The sequence below is a fragment of the Spirabiliibacterium pneumoniae genome, assembly GCF_014884995.1.
Lineage (GTDB): Bacteria > Pseudomonadota > Gammaproteobacteria > Enterobacterales > Pasteurellaceae > Spirabiliibacterium > Spirabiliibacterium pneumoniae.
Map to the genome: position 1 here is coordinate 18,554 of NZ_JABMII010000015.1, position 16,926 is coordinate 35,479.

The following is a 16,926-nucleotide window of genomic DNA, read 5'->3' on the forward strand; positions in this document are numbered from 1 at the left end:
AAGTCTTAACCAATACCAAAATTAGTCTTCAGCAATACTTGCTGGCGGCCAATTTTCAAGGCGCATACCGAGAGATAGCCCACGTTGTGCTAACACGTCTTTGATCTCTGTAAGAGATTTCTTACCAAGATTAGGTGTTTTTAATAGCTCAACTTCAGTACGTTGGACTAAATCGCCGATATAGTGAATTGTTTCTGCTTTCAAACAGTTAGCAGAACGAACTGTCAACTCTAAATCGTCCACTGGACGTAGAAGAATAGGATCAAACTCTGGTTTTTCTTCTTTAACTTCAGGCTGACGAATATCACGCAAATCAACGAATGCATCAAGTTGCTCTGCAAGAATTGTAGCAGCGCGACGGATAGCCTCTTCTGGATCGATAGTCCCGTTAGTTTCCATCTCGATCACTAACTTATCTAAGTCAGTGCGCTGTTCAACACGAGCAGCTTCAACGTTATAAGCAATACGATCTACTGGGCTGTAGCACGCATCAACTAATAAACGTCCGATTGGACGGTCTTCTTCTTGATTATGTTTGCGCGCAGAAGCTGGCACATAACCGCGCCCACGTTGCACACGAATACGCATATTAATAGACGCATTTGCATCTGTTAAATGACAAATAACATGATCAGGATTTACGATCTCAACATCGCCATCATGGGTGATGTCACCAGCAACAACAGGTCCGATTCCAGATTTGCTCAGTGTCAGAAAAACTTCATCTTTATTCTGCACTTTAACCGCTAGTCCTTTGAGGTTTAGAAGCACTTCAAGGATGTCTTCTTGCACGCCTTCTTTACTGCTGTATTCGTGTAAAACACCATCGATTTCAACTTCAGTTACACCACAACCTGGCATAGATGAAAGTAAAATTCGACGTAGAGCATTACCCAATGTGTGGCCAAAACCACGTTCTAACGGTTCTAAGGTCACTTTAGCATGCGTCGGGCTAATTTGCTCGATGTCAACTAAATGTGGCTTTAAAAAGTCTGTCACAGAACCCTGCATTTTATCCTCTCTTTGCTCTCAAGCTCTATTATTTAGAATAAAGCTCAACGATCAGATGTTCGTTAATGTCTGCTGATAAATCAGTACGTTCTGGAATACGTTTATATACGCCTTCCATTTTAGCAGCATCAACTTCTAACCATGTTGGTTTTTCTCTTTGCTCTGCTAATTCTAATGATGCTTTGATACGTGCTTGTTTTTTCGCTTTTTCACGTACACTAATGACATCTTCAACAGAAACTTGGAATGATGGAATGTTAACCACACGACCATTAACCACGATTGCTTTGTGGCTTACTAGCTGACGTGCTTCAGCACGTGTTGCAGCAAATCCCATACGATAAACAACATTATCTAAACGGCCTTCAAGTAATGTTAAAAGGTTTTCACCAGTATTACCTTTCAGACGGTTTGCTTCTTTGTAGTAATTACGGAATTGACGTTCTAAGATGCCATACATACGGCGAACTTTTTGTTTTTCACGTAATTGCGTACCATAGTCAGACAGACGTCCACGACGGGCGCCGTGTTGACCTGGTGCGGTATCAAGTTTACATTTTGACTCAATCGCGCGGACACCTGATTTAAGGAATAAATCAGTACCTTCACGACGGCTAAGCTTGAGCTTAGGACCCAAATATCTTGCCATTTTCTTTCTCCAACAATCCTTAAACGGCGATTAAACGCGACGTTTTTTCGGTGGACGACAACCGTTATGAGGAATCGGAGTCACGTCAGTGATGTTGGTGATGCGGAAACCCGCAGCATTCAACGCACGAATTGTAGACTCACGACCAGGACCTGGTCCTTTTACCATAACTTCCAAATTTTTCAGACCGAATTCTTTAACCATTTCGGCACAACGTTCTGCAGCAACTTGTGCGGCAAACGGAGTTGATTTACGTGAACCACGGAAACCAGAGCCACCTGCTGTTGCCCAAGCGAGCGCGTTGCCTTGACGATCTGTAATGGTAACGATTGTGTTATTGAAAGATGCGTGAATATGCGCCACGCCATCAACGACTTGTTTTTTTACACGTTTACGTGTACGAATTGGTGTTTTAGCCATTATCATTTACCCCGACTATTTCTTGATCGGCTTACGAGGACCCTTACGGGTACGCGCGTTAGTCTTAGTACGTTGACCATGTACTGGCAAACTACGACGATGACGTAAACCACGATAACATCCTAAGTCTAAAAGACGCTTGATGTTTAAGGTTACTTCACGACGCAAATCACCTTCAACGGTAAATTTACCAACTTCGTCACGCAGTTTATCAATCTGCTCTTCAGACAGTTCCTTGATCTTAACATCTTCAGCAATACTCGCTGCTGCGCAAATCGCTTTAGCACGAGTTTTACCGATGCCGTAAATGGATGTTAATGCAATTACAGCGTGTTTATGATCAGGAATGTTAATGCCTGCAATACGGGCCACTATGCACTCCTATTGTATAAAAGTTAATTGATATGCTGATCTTGAAAAGCCCGTTTCAGGATACTCAAACAGCATATCAGGTCGAAATGAGCTGAGCAGTATAAACGCTCAGCTCTCATTTTGCAAGGAAAATAAAATATTAACCTTGACGTTGTTTGTGTCTTGGTTCACTGCAGATCACACGAACAATACCGTTACGTTTGATAATTTTGCAGTTACGACACAATTTTTTTACGGAAGCACGAACTTTCATTGCTTTTCCCTTATCTCTTAGATGAGCAATTACTGCCCATAACCTTTAAGATTTGCTTTCTTCAGCGCAGATTCATATTGTGTCGACATTAAATGACTTTGAACCTGAGCGATGAAATCCATAATTACAACTACCACGATAAGTAGTGAAGTACCACCGAAATAGAATTGTACATTCCATGCGGAAGTCATGATATAAGGCACTAAACAAACAAAGGTGATATATAACGCACCAATTAAGGTTAGGCGAGTCATAATTTTATCAATATAGCGTGCTGTTTGTTCACCCGGACGAATCCCCGGAATAAATGCACCTGATCTTTTCAGATTGTCCGCAGTATCTCTTGGGTTGTATTGCATTGCAGTGTAGAAAAAGCTAAAGAAAATAATTGCGATAGCATAGAGCACTAAATATAGTGGCTCACCTGGACGCAATAATAATGACAAATTCGACAACCACTCAATATTGGTTCCATGTCCAAACCACTGTGTAAGCGTGGCTGGGAATAGAATAATACTGGAAGCGAAGATCGCAGGGATAACCCCAGCCATATTTACTTTCAGTGGCAGATGCGAACTTTGCGCAGCTAACATGTGACGCCCTTGTTGGCGCTTAGCATAATTAACTACAATTCTTCTTTGTCCACGTTCTACAAAAACAACGAAATAGGTTACTGCAAATACAACAACCGCAATCAACAACAACACCAGTACATTCATCTGACCTTGACGTGCTTGCTCAATGGTATGTCCAATAGCAGCAGGCAAGCCCGCAACGATACCTGCAAAAATTATCAAAGAGATACCATTTCCAATACCACGCTCGGTGATTTGCTCACCTAGCCACATTAAGAACATGGTTCCTGTTACAAGGCTCACTACTGCAGTAACATAGAATCCAATCCCTAAGTTCGGTACAAGACCTGGGATCATATTAGGCAGGCCTGTTGAAATACCGATCGCTTGAATCGTCGCTAATACCAACGTTGAATAACGAGTGTATTTGCTGATTTTCCGACGGCCAGACTCGCCTTCTTTTTTAAGTTCTGCTAACGCTGGATGAACAGCTGTAAGCAACTGGATAATGATTGATGCCGAAATGTACGGCATAATACCGAGCGCAAATACTGATGCTCGGCTCAAAGCACCACCAGAGAACATGTTGAACATATCAATGATGGTACCTTGTTGTTGATTGATCAATTGAGCTAATACGGCTGCATCAATACCAGGAACCGGAATAAATGAACCAATGCGAAATACGATCAAAGCCCCGAGAAGGAACCATAATCTTCTTTTGAGTTCACCTGTACCACCTTGGGTACTTCTTGCTTGATAACCTGGTTGCTTTGCCATTGACTACTTATTCCTCAACTGAACCGCCAGCGGCTTCAATCGCAGCTTTTGCACCTTTAGTAGCACGCAGACCACGAACAACAACCGCACTTTTCACTTCACCAGCTAAAATCACTTTAACAGATTCGATGTGGTTAGAAATAATATTAGCCGCTTTAAGCGATTCTAATGTTACTTCACCGTCGACTTTCGCAAGATCGTCTAAACGAATTTCTGTAGTCACTTGTGCTTTACGTGAGATAAAACCGAATTTCGGTAAACGACGGTATAAAGGCATTTGACCACCTTCGAAGCCACGACGAACACCACCACCGTTGTTACGAGATTTTTGTCCTTTGTGACCACGACCAGAGGTTTTACCTAAACCAGAACCGATACCACGGCCCACACGTTTAGCACTTTGCTTTGATCCTTCAGCCGGAGATAGAGTATTTAAACGCATTCTCTTACTCCTCTACTTTAACCATGTATGAAACTTGGTTGATCATGCCACGAACTGCAGGAGTATCAATCAACTCCACAGTGTGGTTGATACGGCGAAGACCAAGGCCACGAAGCGTAGCTTTATGTTTCGGCAAACGGCCGATTGAGCTACGGGTTTGTGTTACTTTAATAGTTTTTGCCATGATCAATTACCCCAAGATTTCATCAACGGTTTTACCGCGTTTCGCAGCAACCATTTCTGGTGATTTCATATTTGCCAATGCATCAATTGTTGCACGGACAACGTTAATTGGGTTGGTTGAACCGTAAGCTTTAGACAATACGTTACGTACACCTGCAACTTCGAGCACCGCACGCATCGCACCACCTGCGATGATACCAGTACCTTCACTAGCTGGTTGCATAAACACACGAGAACCTGTGTGCACACCTTTAACTGGGTGTTGTAATGTACCATCTGTAATCGCTACATTTACCATATTGCGACGGGCTTTTTCCATCGCTTTTTGGATCGCTGCTGGAACTTCACGGGCTTTACCATAACCAAAACCTACGCGACCATTTCCATCGCCTACTACGGTTAACGCAGCAAAACTAAAGATACGACCACCTTTAACAGTTTTTGATACACGGTTTACCGCGATAAGCTTCTCTTGCAGTTCACCAGCTTGTTTTTCGATGTTTGCCATCTAAAATTACCTCTATTAGAACTGTAGACCAGCTTCACGAGCAGCGTCAGCCAATGCCTGAACACGGCCATGATATTTAAAACCAGAACGGTCAAAAGACACTTTTTCGATGCCTTTGGCTTTTGCGCGCTCAGCAATTGCTTTACCCACAGCAGCAGCAGCATCTTTATTTCCGGTATATTTCACTTGCTCACTAATTACTTTCTCAACAGTTGAAGCAGCGGCAAGCACTTCTGAACCGTTAGGTGCAATAACCTGCGCATAAATATGGCGAGGGGTACGGTGAACCACTAAACGAGTTGCACCTTGCTCTCTCAACATATGACGCGCGCGGGTTGCACGACGGATACGAGCCAATTTCTTATCCATAGTGTTACCTTATTATTTTTTCTTAGCCTCTTTGGTACGCACAACTTCATCGTCATAACGTACCCCTTTGCCTTTGTAAGGCTCAGGACGGCGATAAGCACGAATGTCTGCTGCCACTTGACCGATAAGCTGTTTGTCAGCACCACTCAATACAATTTCAGTTTGAGATGGGCACTCAGCTTTGATACCTGCTGGCAATGCGTGCTCAACCGGGTGTGAAAAACCTAAGTTCAAAGCAAGCGCGTTGCCTTTTACTTGGGCTCTGTAACCAACACCCACCAATTTCAACTTCTTAGTGAAGCCTTCAGTAACACCGATAACCATTGCGTTAACAAGAGCTCGTGCTGTACCAGATTGTGCGTTAGCGACTTTACCGTTGTTACGCGGCGCAAAAGTCAGCGCACCATCTTCTTGTTTAACTTCAACTTCATTGTGAATTTCGCGAGATAGCTCGCCATTCTTTCCTTTTACCGTTAATAGCTGACCATTGAGTTTTACCTCAACGCCGGCAGGAATATTAACGGGTGCTTTTGCAACTCGAGACATCTTCCTACCTCTCTATTACGCTACGTAGCAGATGATCTCACCGCCTAGGCCCGCTTTGCGTGCCGCGCGATCAGTCATCACACCTTGTGATGTAGAAACAACAGCAATACCTAAACCACCCATTACACTTGGTAATTCGTCTTTGCGTTTATAAATGCGCAGACCAGGGCGACTGATGCGTTGAATACGTTCTACAACAGGTTTGCCTTCAAAATATTTCAATGTAATTTCCAACTCAGGTTTCACCCCGTCAGAAACTTTAACGCTTTCAATATAGCCTTCTTCTGCAAGCACATTGGCGATTGCCACTTTTAGCTTGGATGAAGGCATGTTGACCGCGATTTTATTCGCAGCTTGACCGTTACGAATACGAGTCAACATATCTGCGATTGGATCTTGCATGCTCATGTGTCTTTACTCCCATGATTCCAATTTAAAGTGGTTATTACCAGCTTGCTTTCTTAAGGCCCGGGATTTCACCGCGCATAGCGGCTTCACGGACTTTAATACGGCTTAAACCGAACTTACGCAATACACCATGCGGACGTCCAGTAATACGGCAACGGTTACGCTGACGAGATGGGCTAGAATCGCGTGGTAAAGCTTGTAGCTTCAACACCGCATCCCAACGTTCTTCGTCAGAAGCATTCACATCAGAGATGATTTTTTTCAACTCTTGACGTTTTGCATAGAATTTTTCAGCTAATTTAGCGCGTTTAAGATCACGCTGTTTCATTGATACTTTTGCCATTGTAACCTGCCTTATTTACGGAATGGGAAGTTAAAGGCAGCCAAGAGTGCTTGACCTTCTTCATCTGTTTTCGCGCTGGTTGTGATAGTAATATCCAAACCACGTACACGATCCACTTTATCATAATCGATTTCAGGGAAGATGATTTGCTCGCGCACACCCATGCTGTAGTTTCCACGACCGTCGAATGATTTCGGGCTTAAGCCACGGAAGTCACGCACACGTGGAACAGCAATATGAATCAATCGCTCTAAGAATTCCCACATACGCTCACCGCGTAGGGTCACTTTACAGCCGATTGGATATCCCTGACGAATCTTAAAGCCTGCAACAGATTTGCGTGCTTTAGTGATTAGAGGTTTTTGACCGCTGATTGCTGCTAGATCTGCTACCGCATTATCTAACAATTTTTTGTCGGTCAACGCTTCACCCACACCCATGTTCAGGGTAATCTTTTCGACTCGTGGGACTTGCATGACAGATTTGTAGCCGAATTTATCTTTCAATTCGTTAACTACTTGATCTCTGTAATAATCATGCAGTTTCGCCATCGCTATACTCCATATTATTTAATTGTTTCACCAGTAGATTTGAAAAACCGCACTTTTTTGCCATCTTCAAATCGGAAACCTACACGGTCAGCTTTGTTAGTTGACGGGTTATAGATTGCAATGTTAGAAACGTCAATTGCCGCTTCTTTTTTCACAATACCACCAGCTTTACCTAAAGCTGGAACCGGTTTCTCATGTTTAGAAACCATGTTTAAACCTTCAACAATCACTTTACCGTTAGGCAATACTTTCGATACTTTACCACGTTTACCTTTGCCCTTTTCAGCGCTTCCGGTAATCATAATTACTTCATCGTTTTGACGGATTTTTGCAGCCATTGTCTTCTCCTTACACTACTTCTGGAGCCAAAGAAATGATCTTCATAAACTTCTCAGAACGAAGTTCACGAGTCACAGGTCCGAAGATACGTGTTCCGATTGGTTGCTCAGTGTTGTTGTTTAACACCACGCAAGCATTACCATCGAAGCGAATGACTGATCCATCTGGGCGACGAACACCCTTCTTGGTGCGCACCACAACTGCTTTTAAAACATCACCTTTTTTCACTTTACCGCGAGGAATTGCTTCTTTCACAGTAATTTTGATGATATCGCCAATAGCAGCGTAACGACGGTGCGATCCACCTAGAACCTTGATACACATTACGCTACGAGCCCCTGAATTATCAGCAACATCCAGCATAGTCTGTTCTTGGATCATATTAGTGCTCCGTTAAAATAAAAAAACACCCTTTCGGGACGAACCTACCCTTATATACAGTAGGGGCTGGAGTTTACCACAAAACCCGCCCGCCTGGCAAGGGCTTTGTGCGTTTAAAATGAAAAGTGCGGTCGAGCAAGCTAACCGCACTTTAGAAGATATAAAAAAGATGCAAAAGAACTACACTGTTAGTGAGATATTTCTTTCGATAAAAGAACGTTTGACATCTTCGTACCAAGTTTTAATGACTTGGGTCGTTTCAGCCTCAGCGTCAGAACACACAACCAGTGTGCCTCTTGTTGCTGGGATTGTTTTCGGCTCAATCGCCCAATCCAGAACCCTAATCGGACGACGATAAACTATCCAATCACAATCTGATTTATCATCTTCAACTTTATACATGCCACCAACGATTTGCACCAACGCAATTAAATTAGCACCGTTACGTATTGCTACTACATCATTAACTTGCATTCTCTCAGAAAAATTAGCAATCTGACTAATACCTTCAGCCCAATCACCAATGCCAATAAAACCATTATTCTCTAGAATAAAGGGAATTTTTTTAACAAACTCATGATCCTGCACAGGATGCATTTGCATATGCCAATATGTGGTATTTTTTGACATTAACCCTCCAGTATTTGATCAATAAGCGCACTAATTTTTCTATCACAAACTTTTTTAATTTCTCTTAAATCTTTATTGGATAAATAATCTTCATTATCTTTCGCTTGGTAACAGCTAGGAATAAAAAGACTGAGTTGCCTATTTATCAATCCAGCCCGTTTTTCCTTTGAAAGTAAATGATAAAATTTCATTTGGTGATAGGCGTAATCAGGTAATGCAAGAAACTCACTATATAATTTCATATTCTTATAATCACTTAATGTGTACTTACCTGTTGCTGCGTTCATTTTTTCCAGTTCTGGCTTAATCACTTCATCAATAAGTGTTGCAAGTTTAGTCGAACAAGTTTGCTCTTCCAAACCCGATTTAGTCCCCCAATGTACTAGAGCAGGGGAAATCCATCTATCATCCACATTTTCTTCTTCCCCGCATAACATGCTTCCTCTACTAATATTATTGGGCAGACTATTCTCATCCGCAAGTTTATCCAAATAGTCAAGCAAGCCATCTTTATTTATATCTAAATCACGATAGGTATAATCACGTAAATCATCAAGGTGAGTAATTTCTGCGCTCATTACATCAAATGCTACTGCTAGCATAGTCATGCCAAAAAGGGCCTTAATTGCTTGTTTTTTCATCGCCATTCCTTAAATTTTTTACCAGAGAGAGTTGTTTACTCTGTAAAGAGTAAACAACAAGGAGTATACTCCTTGAAAATTTTTTGAAATATCAATTATATTAATAGGATAGCGATATTATTAAAGTATTAATAGGATTCAAAAAGCTTGCCGTAACCGCACTTTTGCCAAGGGGAAGTTGAAGGTAAAAGTGCGGTCAAGGGCATAAAAAAACCGCACTTTAAAAGTGCGGTTTTGTGTTACTTGCGTAGAAAAGGATTAGATAATCGCTTTTTCTACGACACGAACTAAAGTCCAAGATTTGGTTTTAGAAATTGGACGACATTCGCGAATTTCTACCCAATCGCCTGCTTTAGCTTCGTTGTTTTCATCGTGAACGTGTAGTTTGGTTGTGCGACGGATAAACTTTCCATAAAGTGGATGTTTAACCATGCGCTCAATTGCGATAGTGAAAGATTTGTCCATCTTGTCACTGATTACACGACCTTGTACTGAACGAATTTTATCAGTCATTACTCACCCGCCTTTTGTGTTAAGACAGTTTTGATTCGTGCGATATTACGGCGCACTTGTTTCAACTGATGGGTTTGTTGAAGCTGACCGGTGGCTGCTTGCATACGCAACTTGAATTGCTCACCTAACAAGTTAACCAATTCAGCATTCAGCTCTTCAACACTTTTAGTTTGTAGTTCTTGAGCTTTCATTACATCACCGTCTTAGTTACGAAGGTTGTCTTGATTGGCAGTTTAGCCGCCGCTAATGCGAACGCTTCACGTGCAATCTCTTCAGACACACCATCCATTTCATATAGTACTTTACCCGGTTGGATCAAGGCTACCCAGTACTCAACGTTACCTTTACCTTTACCCATACGGACTTCCAATGGTTTTTCAGTAATTGGTTTATCTGGGAAAATACGAATCCAGATTTTACCTTGACGTTTAACAGCACGTGTCATGGCACGACGAGCGGCCTCAATTTGACGCGCAGTTAAACGGCCGCGGCCAACTGCTTTTAAACCATAAGTACCGAAACTCACTTCAGTACCTGCCGCTAATCCACGGTTACGACCTTTGTGAACTTTACGGAATTTTGTACGTTTTGGTTGCAACATTTATTCAATCTCCTTATTTACGGCCTTTACGCGCTTTTTTAGGTTGCGCTTCAGGCTGTTCAGATTGCATAACTGCAGCCATTCCACCAAGAATTTCACCTTTGAAGATCCACACTTTCACGCCGATAACGCCGTAAGTTGTGTTTGCTTCAGCTGTGTTATAATCGATGTCTGCACGTAATGTATGCAAAGGTACGCGACCTTCACGATACCATTCAGAACGTGCAATTTCTGCACCACCTAAACGACCGCTTACTTCTACTTTGATGCCTTGAGCACCTAAACGCATTGCGCTTTGTACCGCACGTTTCATAGCGCGACGGAACATGACACGGCGTTCTAATTGTGAAGCAATGCTTTCTGCAACTAATTTTGCATCAAGTTCAGGTTTTTTCACTTCTGTGATGTTGATTTGCGCAGGAACACCAGTGATTTCTGCTAACTTGTTACGAAGTTTTTCAACATCTTCGCCTTTTTTACCGATAACGATACCCGGACGAGCTGTGTGAATAGTTACACGAATACTCTTAGCCGGACGCTCGATGTCAATGCGAGAAACAGAGGCATTCGCTAATTCTTTGTTCAAGAATTTACGTACTTTGAAATCGCTTTCAAGGTTGTCGGCGAAATCTTGTGTATTCGCAAACCAGGTTGATGTCCAAGGTTTAACAATACCGAGGCGAATACCATTAGGATGTACTTTCTGACCCATTGCTATTCTCCTACTTATCAGACACAACCACAGTGATGTGGCTTGTACGTTTTAAAATACGATCTGCGCGACCTTTGGCACGTGGCATTACACGTTTCATGCTAGGACCTTCATCAACGAAGATTTTAGCAACTTTAAGATCATCGATATCTGCACCGTCATTATGCTCGGCGTTGGCAATAGCTGATTCTAAAACTTTTTTCACCAAAGCTGCTGCTTTTTTGTTGGTGTAAGTTAAAATTTCAAGCGCTTGCGCAACATTTTTACCGCGAATAAGATCCGCAACTAAGCGAGCTTTCTGAGCTGAAGTGCGAGCGAAACGATGTTTTGCAATAGTTTCCATCTTTTACTTCCTTACTTAGCTTTCTTATCTGCGGCATGGCCGCGGTATGTACGAGTCGGGGCAAATTCACCCAATTTGTGGCCAATCATTTCATCGGACACAAAAACAGGAACGTGCTGACGACCATTATGGACGGCGATGGTCAATCCGATCATTGATGGAATGATCATTGAACGACGGGACCAAGTTTTAATTGGTTTTTTATCCCCGCTTTCCACCGCTTTCTCTACCTTCTTCAGCAAGTGTAGGTCAATAAAAGGACCCTTCTTGAGAGAACGTGGCATGGTTTATCCTCTTAATTTAAATAATTATTTACCACGGCGACGTACGATATATTTATCAGTACGTTTGTTGTGGCGTGTTTTCTTACCTTTGGTTTGAACGCCCCAAGGTGTTACTGGGTGTTTACCAAAGTTGCGACCTTCACCACCACCGTGCGGGTGATCTACCGGGTTCATTGCAGTACCACGAACTGTAGGGCGAACGCCTCTCCAGCGGTTAGCACCAGCTTTACCTAACACACGAAGCATATGCTCGGAGTTACCAACTTCACCGATAGTTGCATGACATTCAGATAACACTTTACGCATTTCGCCTGAACGAAGACGCAATGTGACATAGTTACCTTCACGTGCAATGATTTGTACATAAGCACCCGCAGAACGAGCGATTTGACCACCTTTACCAGGTTTTAATTCAACATTATGTACAGTGGTACCAACAGGAATATTGCGCATTGGTAATGAGTTACCAACTTTGATAGGCGCATGTGAGCCTGCTTGTACTTGATCGCCTGCGCTAAGACCTTTTGGCGCTAAGATATAACGGCGTTCACCGTCTTTATAAAGTACCAATGCGATGTTTGCACTGCGATTTGGATCATATTCAAGACGCTCAACAGTTCCTGGCACATCTAATTTATTGCGTTTGAAGTCAATAATACGATAGTGTTGTTTGTGACCACCACCGATGTGACGGGTTGTAATACGTCCAAAATTGTTACGACCACCTGTTTTAGATTTAGTATCCAACAGTGGTGCATAAGGTTTACCCTTATGAAGCTCAGGGTTAACCACTTTAACTACGTGACGACGACCAGCGGAGGTCGGCTTACATTTAACGATAGCCATTATTTTCTACTCCTCTGATTACTCTGCGGCACCGTCAAGAAAATCTAATTCTTGACCTTCTTGTAAAGTGACATATGCTTTTTTCCAGTCACTACGACGACCCATACGAGCACCATGGCGTTTAGTTTTACCTTTAACCACAACGGTACGTACAGAGTCCACTTTCACTTCAAACAGTTTTTCAACTGCAGCGGCGATTTCTGCTTTGTTCGCATCTTTCGCTACTTTGAAAACGATAGTGTTTGACTGTTCAGCATTGTTAGTAGCCTTTTCAGAGACATGTGGTGCTTTAAGCACTTTTAGCAAACGTTCTTCCAGAATCATGCCAACATCTCCTCAATTTGCTTCACAGCATCAACAGTGATAACGACTTTTTCAAAAGCAATCAAGCTCACTGGATCAATGGTTTGCGCATCACGAACATCTACTTTATAAAGGTTACGTGCTGCTAAGAATAGATTTTCGTCTAATTCTGCTGTGATGATAAGCACATCTTCTAGTGCCATCTCTTTTAATTTTTGAACTAAAACTTTCGTTTTTGGCGCATCAACTTCAAATTTTTCCACCACAACCAAACGGTCTTGACGAACTAATTCAGACAAAATGCTTTTGATCGCACCACGATACATTTTTTTGTTCACTTTTTGGCTGTGATCTTGTGGCTTAGCCGCAAAAGTCACACCACCAGAACGCCAGATAGGGCTTTTCACGTTACCAGAACGTGCACGACCTGTACCTTTTTGACGCCATGGTTTTTTACCTGAACCTGCTACTTCAGCACGAGTTTTTTGTGCACGAGTACCTTGGCGAGCACCTGCTGCATAAGCAACAACAACTTGGTGAACCAACGCTTCGTTAAACTCACGTCCGAAGGTAGTTTCAGAAACAGTCAATGCACTTTGTGCATCTTTAGTCACTAATTCCATTCCTATCTCCTAGACTTATGCTTTTGCTTTAACAGCGGGTTTAACAATTAAATCACCACCAGTAGCACCTGGAACAGCACCTTTTACTAATAGCAATTTACGTTCGGTATCGACACGAACCACTTCCAGTGATTGAACAGTTACACGCTCATCACCTAAGTGACCGGCCATCTTTTTGCCTTTAAATACACGGCCTGGTGTTTGGTTTTGACCAATTGAACCAGGAGCACGGTGAGACAAAGAGTTACCATGTGTTGCGTCTTGAGTACGGAAGTTCCAACGTTTTACAGCACCTGCAAAACCCTTACCTTTAGACGTACCTGTAACATCAACTTTTTTAACGTCTGCGAAGACATCAACATTAATTTCTTGACCAAGAGTGAATTCTTCATCACCGTTGGTACGGAATTCCCATAAACCGCGGCCAGCTTCAACACCTGCTTTAACGAAATGACCTGCTTCAGGTTTAGTCACACGCGATGCTTTTTTAGCACCAGTTGTAACTTGGACTGCGCAGTAGCCATCTGTTTCAAGGGTTTTCACTTGAGTCACACGGTTGGCTTCGATTTCGATTACGGTAACTGGAATAGACACGCCTGCTTCAGTGAAGATGCGGGTCATACCAACTTTACGACCGATTAAACCAATCATTGTAATAACCTCTTATTAACCTAGGCTGATCTGCACGTCAACACCGGCAGCCAGATCCAAACGCATAAGCGCATCAACTGTTTTCTCGGTTGGTTCAACAATGTCAACCAAACGTTTATGCGTACGAATTTCGTATTGATCACGTGCGTCTTTATTAACGTGTGGTGAAATCAATACAGTGAAACGCTCTTTGCGGGTCGGCAATGGAATTGGACCACGCACTTGAGCACCTGTGCGCTTTGCTGTTTCTACGATTTCCGCAGTGGATTGATCGATCAGACGATGATCAAACGCTTTCAAACGGATACGGATTCTTTGGTTCTGCATGAGACCAGAGCTCCACTTTAAAAATAAGATAATAAAAAAACCGACACCTCAGTTTCGCCTCTTAAAATGCAAAATGAAGTGCGATTAAGCCATATTTAGTTCCACAATCGGGAACATTGTTGATAAAGCTAACGCTTTACCCATTTGGTAAATGATTACACCAAACGACTCTTTTTTACAGAGTTTGCTCATTCTAGCTGAAATTGATGTCCAATGCAACCCCTTTGTTAGGTTTAATGTCCGACCAGCATTTGGCTGACCGCACTTTATGATTGGCGTCAAGAAACGTGCATAAAAAACCGCACCTTAAAATGCAAAGTGCGATCAGCCGTGAGAATTATTTACCCAGCTTCACCTCGTTGGTCCAGCGTTTGATCAAATGCTTGCTCACCGCTGGGTCACCATATTTTTCAAAGTCAAATTCAATCAAATTCAATTTGTCTAACTTCAACGCTGTTGGCGCTTGCTGTGCAATGCGGTTGGTGATGATCTGATTAAACTCCCCCTCTTTCCACATCAGCTCTTGGCTCTCTTTTGACAGTGCCCAGTCCACGAATAACTTAGCGTTGTCAAAATTGCGCGCGCCTTTTAAGATACTCACCGCACCAAGCGTATAACCCGTTCCTTCACATGGAATAATCAAATCCACTGGCGCACCTTTTTCTTTTTCTTGAGTATAGCCATGTAAAAAGCCTACGCCGACTGCGCTATCACCACGCCCGACATTGCGTGCGGCAATAGGCCCCGATTTATTATATTGCCCGATGTTGCCGTTGAGCTTTTTCAAAAAGTCGAATGCCTTATCTTCCCCCATGATTTGCACGAAGGTGGCCAACAAGGAGTACGCGGTACCTGAGCTTTGCGGGTCTGGCATTTGAATTTCATCTTTAAATACCCTGTTTTGCAGATCAGTCCAACATTGTGGTGCTGTCGCGTTAATGCGAGCAAGGCGTTCATTATTCACCCCAAAGCCGAGCACGAGCATATAAATCGGTGAGAGGTAGTGCTCGTGCATTTTTTGTGTGCGGATAAAACGGGGGTCAATCTCAGCTAAATTGGGGGAGGCGTAAGGTTGTGTCAAGCCTGTATTGGCAGCGAGTAAGTGCGGTTCCAGCGTACCACCGTACCACACATCCGCCTGTGGGTTATTTTTTTCCGCTTCAATTTTGGCCAGCGCGCTGCCTGTGCTATAACGCGCAATAGAAACTTTGACATCGTATTTATTGCCAAAGGCTTTGGCCTCACTCTCACACATCGCGTTAGTGGCACTACAATAAACCACCAAGCGGCCTTGTGCCTGCGCATTGGCGTGAACAAAAAGGCCAAGAGAAAGCGCACCGAGCGTTGAAACGAGTTTTTTCATGATATTACCTGCATAGATGTTGTGTTTATATGAATAATTTTGCTGAAAAATTATACCGCCATTGATGGATTACTCAAGCAAAAAACACTTACTCTGCGTGCAAAAAAAAGTGCGGTTTGTCAACCTAACCGCACTTTTTGCAAATTCAGTTCAGCTTATTTTTAGTTTTTTGCTTTAGCAGCCGCTTTCACAATCGCCGCAAAAGCAGGCGCTTTCAATGACGCACCACCCACCAACGCGCCATCAATGTCTGGCTGAGTAAACAGTTCTGCGGCATTGCTATCATTCACTGAACCACCGTATTGCAAAATCACTTGCTCAGCCACAGCTTTGTCTTGTTTAGCAATGTGCCCACGAATGAAAGCGTGTACCGCTTGCGCTTGTGCTGGGGTAGCGGATTTGCCTGTGCCGATCGCCCAAATAGGTTCATAGGCGATCACCGCACCGTTGAAGGCCTCTGCGCCTAGGGTGTTGAGCACCGCATCAATTTGGCGAGCACACACGGCTTGTGTTTCACCCGCTTCGTTTTGTGCTTCTGTCTCCCCGATGCACAGCACAGGTACTAAACCAGCAGCTTTCAATGCCGCGAATTTTTTCGCAATAAATTCGTCACTTTCGTGGTGGTATGTGCGGCGCTCTGAATGCCCGATGATGATGTATTTTGCCCCGAAATCTTTGAGCATATCGGTGGAAATATCACCCGTGTAAGCGCCTGAGACATTCACATCCACATTTTGTGAGCCAAGTGCAATTTGGCTGCCTTGCAGCGCAGCCTCAGCTTCGGCAAGATACATCACTGGTGGTGCAATCGCAACATCACACCCTTCAACGCCAGCAAGTTCTTTTTTCAATCCTTCCACTAAATCGCGAGTCATTGCTTTGCTGCCATTTAATTTCCAGTTTCCCATTACCAATGGACGACGTGCCATAGTTAAACTCCTTAAGTTGATTTAAAATTC

31 protein-coding genes are annotated in these 16,926 nt (G+C 43.1%); all 31 read right to left on the minus strand.

Annotated elements, in window-relative coordinates; translation table 11 throughout:
- Positions 1 to 21: 21 nt before the first annotated feature.
- Positions 22 to 1,011, minus strand: coding sequence for a DNA-directed RNA polymerase subunit alpha (locus HPC38_RS09145; protein ID WP_208120987.1), 990 nt, complete (start codon positions 1,009 to 1,011; stop codon positions 22 to 24).
- A gap of 28 nt (positions 1,012 to 1,039) precedes the next feature.
- Positions 1,040 to 1,660, minus strand: a complete 621-nt coding sequence (rpsD, locus tag HPC38_RS09150; protein ID WP_208118486.1) for a 30S ribosomal protein S4 — start codon at positions 1,658 to 1,660, stop codon at positions 1,040 to 1,042.
- Between the two features lie 30 nt (positions 1,661 to 1,690).
- Positions 1,691 to 2,080, minus strand: coding sequence for a 30S ribosomal protein S11 (gene rpsK / locus HPC38_RS09155; protein ID WP_208118487.1), 390 nt, complete (start codon positions 2,078 to 2,080; stop codon positions 1,691 to 1,693).
- Between the two features lie 15 nt (positions 2,081 to 2,095).
- Complete coding sequence (gene rpsM, locus HPC38_RS09160; RefSeq protein ID WP_208118488.1) at positions 2,096 to 2,452, minus strand: 30S ribosomal protein S13; 357 nt, start codon at positions 2,450 to 2,452, stop codon at positions 2,096 to 2,098.
- A gap of 139 nt (positions 2,453 to 2,591) precedes the next feature.
- On the minus strand, positions 2,592 to 2,705 hold the full coding sequence (gene rpmJ / locus HPC38_RS09165) for a 50S ribosomal protein L36 (protein WP_208120988.1): 114 nt from the start codon (positions 2,703 to 2,705) through the stop codon (positions 2,592 to 2,594).
- A gap of 29 nt (positions 2,706 to 2,734) precedes the next feature.
- A complete protein-coding gene (secY, locus tag HPC38_RS09170; protein WP_208120989.1) occupies positions 2,735 to 4,060 on the minus strand; it encodes a preprotein translocase subunit SecY in 1,326 nt (441 codons plus the stop codon).
- A 7-nt stretch (positions 4,061 to 4,067) separates the two neighbouring features.
- The gene (rplO, locus tag HPC38_RS09175; protein ID WP_208120990.1) at positions 4,068 to 4,502 is read right to left on the minus strand and encodes a 50S ribosomal protein L15; all 435 of its coding nucleotides are present in this window, start codon (positions 4,500 to 4,502) and stop codon (positions 4,068 to 4,070) included.
- A 4-nt stretch (positions 4,503 to 4,506) separates the two neighbouring features.
- Positions 4,507 to 4,686 (minus strand): 50S ribosomal protein L30, encoded by a 180-nt coding sequence (rpmD, locus tag HPC38_RS09180; protein ID WP_084257858.1) that lies wholly within the window; start codon positions 4,684 to 4,686, stop codon positions 4,507 to 4,509.
- 6 nt (positions 4,687 to 4,692) lie between these two features.
- The gene (gene rpsE / locus HPC38_RS09185) at positions 4,693 to 5,193 is read right to left on the minus strand and encodes a 30S ribosomal protein S5 (RefSeq protein WP_208118492.1); all 501 of its coding nucleotides are present in this window, start codon (positions 5,191 to 5,193) and stop codon (positions 4,693 to 4,695) included.
- A 15-nt stretch (positions 5,194 to 5,208) separates the two neighbouring features.
- Positions 5,209 to 5,562 (minus strand): 50S ribosomal protein L18, encoded by a 354-nt coding sequence (rplR, locus tag HPC38_RS09190; protein ID WP_208120991.1) that lies wholly within the window; start codon positions 5,560 to 5,562, stop codon positions 5,209 to 5,211.
- 12 nt (positions 5,563 to 5,574) lie between these two features.
- Positions 5,575 to 6,108, minus strand: a complete 534-nt coding sequence (rplF, locus tag HPC38_RS09195; protein ID WP_208120992.1) for a 50S ribosomal protein L6 — start codon at positions 6,106 to 6,108, stop codon at positions 5,575 to 5,577.
- A 15-nt stretch (positions 6,109 to 6,123) separates the two neighbouring features.
- Positions 6,124 to 6,516, minus strand: a complete 393-nt coding sequence (rpsH, locus tag HPC38_RS09200) for a 30S ribosomal protein S8 (protein WP_208118495.1) — start codon at positions 6,514 to 6,516, stop codon at positions 6,124 to 6,126.
- 37 nt (positions 6,517 to 6,553) lie between these two features.
- Positions 6,554 to 6,859, minus strand: coding sequence for a 30S ribosomal protein S14 (rpsN, locus tag HPC38_RS09205; protein ID WP_208120993.1), 306 nt, complete (start codon positions 6,857 to 6,859; stop codon positions 6,554 to 6,556).
- Positions 6,860 to 6,870: 11 nt separating this feature from the next.
- Positions 6,871 to 7,410, minus strand: a complete 540-nt coding sequence (gene rplE / locus HPC38_RS09210) for a 50S ribosomal protein L5 (RefSeq protein WP_208118497.1) — start codon at positions 7,408 to 7,410, stop codon at positions 6,871 to 6,873.
- A gap of 14 nt (positions 7,411 to 7,424) precedes the next feature.
- Entirely contained in the window at positions 7,425 to 7,748 is a 324-nt protein-coding gene (rplX, locus tag HPC38_RS09215; protein ID WP_208120994.1) for a 50S ribosomal protein L24, read from the minus strand.
- 10 nt (positions 7,749 to 7,758) lie between these two features.
- Positions 7,759 to 8,130, minus strand: a complete 372-nt coding sequence (rplN, locus tag HPC38_RS09220) for a 50S ribosomal protein L14 (protein ID WP_208118499.1) — start codon at positions 8,128 to 8,130, stop codon at positions 7,759 to 7,761.
- 180 nt (positions 8,131 to 8,310) lie between these two features.
- Positions 8,311 to 8,760, minus strand: a complete 450-nt coding sequence (locus HPC38_RS09225) for a pyruvate kinase (protein WP_208120995.1) — start codon at positions 8,758 to 8,760, stop codon at positions 8,311 to 8,313.
- Positions 8,760 to 9,401, minus strand: coding sequence for a hypothetical protein (locus HPC38_RS09230; protein WP_208120996.1), 642 nt, complete (start codon positions 9,399 to 9,401; stop codon positions 8,760 to 8,762). The genes HPC38_RS09225 and HPC38_RS09230 overlap by 1 nt, the downstream gene beginning before the upstream one ends.
- Positions 9,402 to 9,659: 258 nt before the next feature.
- Entirely contained in the window at positions 9,660 to 9,914 is a 255-nt protein-coding gene (gene rpsQ / locus HPC38_RS09235; protein WP_208118501.1) for a 30S ribosomal protein S17, read from the minus strand.
- On the minus strand, positions 9,914 to 10,105 hold the full coding sequence (rpmC, locus tag HPC38_RS09240) for a 50S ribosomal protein L29 (RefSeq protein ID WP_208118502.1): 192 nt from the start codon (positions 10,103 to 10,105) through the stop codon (positions 9,914 to 9,916). The genes rpsQ and rpmC overlap by 1 nt, the downstream gene beginning before the upstream one ends.
- The gene (gene rplP, locus HPC38_RS09245) at positions 10,105 to 10,515 is read right to left on the minus strand and encodes a 50S ribosomal protein L16 (RefSeq protein WP_208118503.1); all 411 of its coding nucleotides are present in this window, start codon (positions 10,513 to 10,515) and stop codon (positions 10,105 to 10,107) included. Before rplP ends, rpmC begins: the two co-directional genes overlap by 1 nt.
- A 13-nt stretch (positions 10,516 to 10,528) precedes the next feature.
- Positions 10,529 to 11,227 (minus strand): 30S ribosomal protein S3, encoded by a 699-nt coding sequence (gene rpsC / locus HPC38_RS09250; RefSeq protein ID WP_208120997.1) that lies wholly within the window; start codon positions 11,225 to 11,227, stop codon positions 10,529 to 10,531.
- Positions 11,228 to 11,237: 10 nt separating this feature from the next.
- Positions 11,238 to 11,570 carry a 50S ribosomal protein L22 gene (gene rplV, locus HPC38_RS09255; RefSeq protein ID WP_084257848.1) on the minus strand — a complete coding sequence of 111 codons (333 nt, stop codon included), beginning with the start codon at positions 11,568 to 11,570 and terminating at the stop codon, positions 11,238 to 11,240.
- 11 nt (positions 11,571 to 11,581) lie between these two features.
- Positions 11,582 to 11,854: a 30S ribosomal protein S19 gene (gene rpsS / locus HPC38_RS09260; RefSeq protein WP_034615154.1), complete on the minus strand. Its 273-nt coding sequence runs from the start codon at positions 11,852 to 11,854 to the stop codon at positions 11,582 to 11,584.
- 24 nt (positions 11,855 to 11,878) lie between these two features.
- On the minus strand, positions 11,879 to 12,700 hold the full coding sequence (gene rplB / locus HPC38_RS09265; RefSeq protein ID WP_208120998.1) for a 50S ribosomal protein L2: 822 nt from the start codon (positions 12,698 to 12,700) through the stop codon (positions 11,879 to 11,881).
- Between the two features lie 18 nt (positions 12,701 to 12,718).
- Complete coding sequence (gene rplW / locus HPC38_RS09270) at positions 12,719 to 13,024, minus strand: 50S ribosomal protein L23 (protein WP_208120999.1); 306 nt, start codon at positions 13,022 to 13,024, stop codon at positions 12,719 to 12,721.
- A complete protein-coding gene (rplD, locus tag HPC38_RS09275; RefSeq protein ID WP_208121000.1) occupies positions 13,021 to 13,626 on the minus strand; it encodes a 50S ribosomal protein L4 in 606 nt (201 codons plus the stop codon). Before rplD ends, rplW begins: the two co-directional genes overlap by 4 nt.
- Before the next feature lie 15 nt (positions 13,627 to 13,641).
- Positions 13,642 to 14,277 carry a 50S ribosomal protein L3 gene (rplC, locus tag HPC38_RS09280; RefSeq protein WP_208121001.1) on the minus strand — a complete coding sequence of 212 codons (636 nt, stop codon included), beginning with the start codon at positions 14,275 to 14,277 and terminating at the stop codon, positions 13,642 to 13,644.
- Between the two features lie 15 nt (positions 14,278 to 14,292).
- Entirely contained in the window at positions 14,293 to 14,604 is a 312-nt protein-coding gene (gene rpsJ / locus HPC38_RS09285) for a 30S ribosomal protein S10 (RefSeq protein ID WP_001181005.1), read from the minus strand.
- Positions 14,605 to 14,941: 337 nt separating this feature from the next.
- Complete coding sequence (locus HPC38_RS09290; RefSeq protein WP_208121002.1) at positions 14,942 to 15,967, minus strand: ABC transporter substrate-binding protein; 1,026 nt, start codon at positions 15,965 to 15,967, stop codon at positions 14,942 to 14,944.
- 161 nt (positions 15,968 to 16,128) lie between these two features.
- The gene (gene tpiA, locus HPC38_RS09295; RefSeq protein WP_208121003.1) at positions 16,129 to 16,896 is read right to left on the minus strand and encodes a triose-phosphate isomerase; all 768 of its coding nucleotides are present in this window, start codon (positions 16,894 to 16,896) and stop codon (positions 16,129 to 16,131) included.
- Positions 16,897 to 16,926 lie beyond the last annotated feature (30 nt).